General features: G+C 70.2%; 4 protein-coding genes and 2 pseudogenes. 3 read left to right on the top strand and 3 right to left on the bottom strand.

What is annotated here, in order from left to right:
• Both ACK59X_RS29890 and ACK59X_RS29885 read left to right on the top strand, forming a co-directional pair.
• Positions 1–226: pseudogene (locus tag ACK59X_RS29890) on the top strand (hypothetical protein); the annotation flags it as partial.
• Between the two features lie 183 nt (positions 227–409).
• A complete protein-coding gene (locus tag ACK59X_RS29885; RefSeq protein WP_409962332.1) occupies positions 410–670 on the top strand; it encodes a hypothetical protein in 261 nt (86 codons plus the stop codon).
• A gap of 30 nt (positions 671–700) precedes the next feature.
• Here ACK59X_RS29885 and ACK59X_RS29880 read toward each other — a convergent pair whose 3' ends face one another.
• Positions 701–1,087 (bottom strand): hypothetical protein, encoded by a 387-nt coding sequence (locus ACK59X_RS29880; protein ID WP_409962330.1) that lies wholly within the window; start codon positions 1,085–1,087, stop codon positions 701–703.
• 166 nt (positions 1,088–1,253) lie between these two features.
• Positions 1,254–1,412: pseudogene (locus tag ACK59X_RS29875) on the bottom strand (acyl-CoA dehydrogenase family protein); the annotation flags it as partial.
• Here ACK59X_RS29875 and ACK59X_RS29870 point away from each other — a divergent pair.
• The gene (locus ACK59X_RS29870) at positions 1,344–1,655 is read left to right on the top strand and encodes a hypothetical protein (protein ID WP_409962328.1); all 312 of its coding nucleotides are present in this window, start codon (positions 1,344–1,346) and stop codon (positions 1,653–1,655) included. The pseudogene ACK59X_RS29875 and the gene ACK59X_RS29870 sit on opposite strands and share 69 nt — an antisense overlap.
• 74 nt (positions 1,656–1,729) lie before the next feature.
• Here ACK59X_RS29870 and ACK59X_RS29865 read toward each other — a convergent pair whose 3' ends face one another.
• On the bottom strand, positions 1,730–4,039 hold the full coding sequence (locus ACK59X_RS29865; RefSeq protein WP_409962326.1) for an ATP-binding protein: 2,310 nt from the start codon (positions 4,037–4,039) through the stop codon (positions 1,730–1,732).
• Positions 4,040–4,167: the final 128 nt, after the last annotated feature.

Genomic DNA, 4,167 nt, shown 5'->3' with positions numbered 1-4,167 from the left:
GGACACTAGTGCCATGGCAAGGGTAGCGGGCTCTTTCCTGCGGGCGAAACGACCGCAGCCCAAGCCCAGCCCTACCGTGCTGCTGCTGGTGGACTTCATCAACCCGATGCGCTTTCCGCAGGCAGTGAACCTGCTGCCCGGCGCGCTGCAAGCCGCACAGGCCGAGGCGCGCTTCAAGAAACGGCTGGCCGCGCGCTGTGTGACCGCCATCTTTCATACGGGATAGGCAACAGCGCCGACTGTCTCAGGCCGTGCCGTATCAGCGAGGATCTGCGGGACCGTTGGGGTTGGCGCTAGTGGCCTTCGCTGCGTTTCTTTTCTTGCCTGCCCGACACCGTTGGGCATCCCGTCCGACAAGCCCGGGGCCTGTGACCGGTTACCTTCAAGCACCTACTTTCAGGAGTATGCCGTGACCACCCAGCCCGCGCCCGCCACCTCCGGCCACCGCCCCGCCGGCGAGTTTCCTCAACCCGTTTCTCCGTGGGAGAGCCGTGGCCTGCTGTACGCCGAGGTGGCAGCCGCCCTGGTTGTGCTGGCCATGGTGCTGGCCAACAGCATGGACCCTGGCTTCTGGCGGGGCCCGGCCAAGGAGGTGCAGGTGCAGGCGGTTCCGGCCGCGACGCTGGCCACGGTCGCTGCTCCGCATTCCCCTTCCGACTCGTCCGAGTAGCCGCAGCGCCAACCATGGCGCGGGCGGTCCTTACTCGAAGTCGTCCACCTGGATCACCCGGTCCGCAGCATGCAGGTAGGCCAGCGCCGCCGCGGGATCGGCTGCAGCCCCCGCCGCTTGCTCCAGTGAGCGGGTGCGCCGCAGCACCTTGTTCAAGGCCTCCAGTTCCCCCGCGAGGGGCCTGAACAGCTCCAGTGCCTGGATCAGGTCCTTGAGTCCCCCCGACTCGGGCACACCGACATCCGGGCACAGGGCCTGCACCAGCTGTTGGTCCTGTTGCAGCGCGCGGGCCAGCTCCAGCAGGCGGGTGTCGCCGGGCAGCACGATGCCGCGCGAGCCTGCGAGCAGCAGGCGGTACGGCATGTTGTGGTGCAGGTCCTGAAGCGCACGCGTGGCGCGCGCCAGTTGAGTCTGCATGGCCACGCGCGCCACGGGCAGCAGTTGGGGTTGTGCCTTCGGGGATGGACGCGGCGGCCGATCCCGCGGACGGGGAGGTGAGCGCAAAACACGGCAGTTCCCGGCAGTCGGCCAAGCGCGGCAGGTAGTGCGCCTTCTGCTCTGCCGTGCCGTCACTCAGCAGCAGCTCGGCCGGCCCCAGCGAGTTGGGCGCCATCACCGTCACGGCGGCGGCGACGTTGACGCTGGCGATGCGGGCCACCACGGTGGCATGGGCATGGTGGCCGAAGCCCAGGCCGCCATGCTCCTCGGGAATGATCATGCCGAAGAACCTGCGCTCGCGCAGGAACTGCCAGACCTCGGGCGGCAGGTCATGCGCCTCGTCGATCTCGAACTCGTCGAGCATGGCGTTGAGGGTGCGCACCTCCCCGTCCAGGAAGGTCTGCTCACGGGTGCTCAGAGCATTGGCGCCACGGCCCAGCAGCGCATCGAAATCCGGCCGGCCCGCGAACAGCTCGCCTTCGAAGCCCACCGTGCCGGCCTCCAGCGCGGCCTGCTGGTTTCGCCCCTGGCGGGCAAGGCCTTCTGAATGGTCTTCATGGCCATCCGGCCAAGCCAACGGGTGAGCGTCGTCATGCGGTCTGTCTCCAGGGGGGGGGTTTTTCAGGAAGGGGGCTGGGTCCGGGTGCGCTCGGTCTGGCCGTCCATCATGTCGCGCACCTTGCGGGCCAGGGCCGTGAGCTCGAAGGGCTTGGTCATGACCTCCATGCCGGCGTTCAGCAGGCCGTTGCCCACGGCGGCGTTCTGGGCAAAGCCGGTGATGAACAGCACCTTGAGCTGCGGCCGGTCATGCCGTGCCGCGTCCGCCACCTGGCGGCCGTTGAGCCCGCCGGGCAGGCCCACGTCAGTGATAAGCAGGTCTACGCGGCGCATGGCCTCCAGCGTACGCAGGGCGCTGCTGCCATCTTGCGCCTCGACCACCACGTAGCCGGCCTCCTTGAGCACCTCCACGGTCAGGGCGCGGATGGTGCTCTCGTCCTCCACCACCAGGATGGTTTCGCCCTCGCCCTGCTGCACGGTGTCGGCCGGGCCATCGGCCGCATCCTCCTGCACCTGGCCGTCGTGGCGCGGCAGGTACAGGCGCATGGTGGTGCCCACGCCGACTTCGGAGTGCACGCGCACGTGTCCGCCTGACTGGCGCACAAAGCCATACACCATCGACAGGCCCAGGCCCGTGCCCTGGCCGGTGGGCTTGGTGGTGAAGAAGGGGTCGAAGATCTGCTCGATCAGCTCCGCCGGCATGCCCGAGCCGGTGTCGGTGACCGACAGGCACACGTAGTCGGCCGCAGGCAGTCCCTGGCTCTGCAACGCGCTGTCCGTTGCCGCGACATTGGCCGTGGCGATGGCCAGGCGCCCGCCACCGGGAAGCATGGCGTCGCGCGCATTGATGCACAGGTTGAGCAGCGAATTCTCAAGCTGCGACGGGTCCACCCGCGTGGTCCAAAGCCCCTGGGCGGCCGTGCACTCGACCTGCACGTCCGGCCCCACGGTGCGGCGCACCAGCTCCTCGAGCCCGGCCACCAGGCGGTTGAGGTCGGTGGCCTTGGGGTCCAGCGTCTGGCGCCGGGCAAAGGCCAGCAGGCGCTGGGTCAGCGCGGCAGCGCGCTTGACCGAGTCCTGCCCCATGGCGATGTAGCGCTCAGCCTGGTCGAGCTTGCCCTGCTGCATGCGCACCTTGAGCACCTGCAGGCTGGCACTCACGGCGCCCAGCAGGTTGTTGAAGTCGTGCGCGATGCCGCCCGTGAGCTGGCCGACGGCCTCCATCTTCTGCGACTGGCGCAGCGCTTCCTCTACCGCCATCAGCTCGCCCGTGCGGGCGGCCACGGCGGCCTCCAGATTCTCGTTCGCGTCGCGCAGACGGGCCTCGCTGAGCGCCAGCGCATGGGCACTGCGCACCCGCTCGGAGACGGAGCGGATGCGCTCGGCGAATTCGCGCACCAAGTGGATCTCCTCCCGCGTCCACGCCCGCGTGCCACCGTGGTGCAGGAAGACGATGGCCACGAGCTGGCCCTGCTCGATCAGCGGCACGCTGAGCAGGGCGCCCACCCCCTGGGTATCGAGCGTGCCCTGCGGGTAGCGCGCCGGATCCGCCGCAGTGTCGGCCACCGCCAGGGGTTCACCGCGCCACAGCACATCGGAGGCAGAGGCCAGATCGCTCAGGCGCCAGGTGCCCGCCAGCGTGCCCAAGCCATGGGTGCTGAAGTCCTGGTCGATGGTGCACAGCTCGCCCGTGGCATCGACGCTGCCGTAGCTGACCCGGTCCACGCGCAACGTCTCGCCGAGCAGGCGCGCGCCTTCGGCCGCGATGGCCGGCAGCGCGCCCACCTCGCGCAGCCGCTCGGGCAGGCGCGCCAGCATGTTGCGCCAGTGCTCGGCGCGCCGGCGGTGGGTGACGTCGCGCACCACGGCCAGCGAGCCCAGGGGCTGGCCCAGCGGGCCGCGCAGGGGCGAGACCACGGCCTCCACGTCGATCAGCCGGCCGCTGTTCAAACGGTGCACGGTGCCCAGGGTAGACAGGGCGCCGGGGTCGGCCGGCACCGCGCTTTGCTCGCCGCTGCCCGGCATTTCGGTGAAGATGAACTGCCTGGGCTGGCCCAACACGTCGGAGGCGCGCACACCGTAGAGCCGCTCCGCGGCGGTGTTGACGTACATCACCAGCCCATCGCTGTCGAAGGCGAAGACGGCATCCTCCATTTGGCCCAGCACGTCCTGGCGCAGCTGGTCGGTAGCCGCGTGCGCGCTTTCCAGCGTGAAGATGGCATTGTTGACCACCAGCGCGTCCACATCGCCGGTGTGGATGGCGTGCAGGGTCTCTTCGAGTTCCTGCAGGCGCAGCCGCAGCTCGGCGTTTTCGGCCGCCAGGCTGGCATCGCCGCCCAGGGCGGGCACGGAGCCGTAGTCGCTGGCCGTCATGCGGCCTCCCGCGGCGCCAGGCGCACGCCGAAGGCGCGGCGCGGCCGGGCCAGGGCCGCCCGGGCGGGGGTGACGCGGCGCTGGGGCCGGGGCGCCGGGCGCCGCAGCGGGGGCGAGACGCTGCGCTG

Source organism: Acidovorax sp. (genome assembly GCF_046339755.1).
Classification (GTDB): domain Bacteria; phylum Pseudomonadota; class Gammaproteobacteria; order Burkholderiales; family Burkholderiaceae_C; genus Acidovorax.
This window is presented reverse-complemented; position numbering and strand designations above follow the sequence as displayed.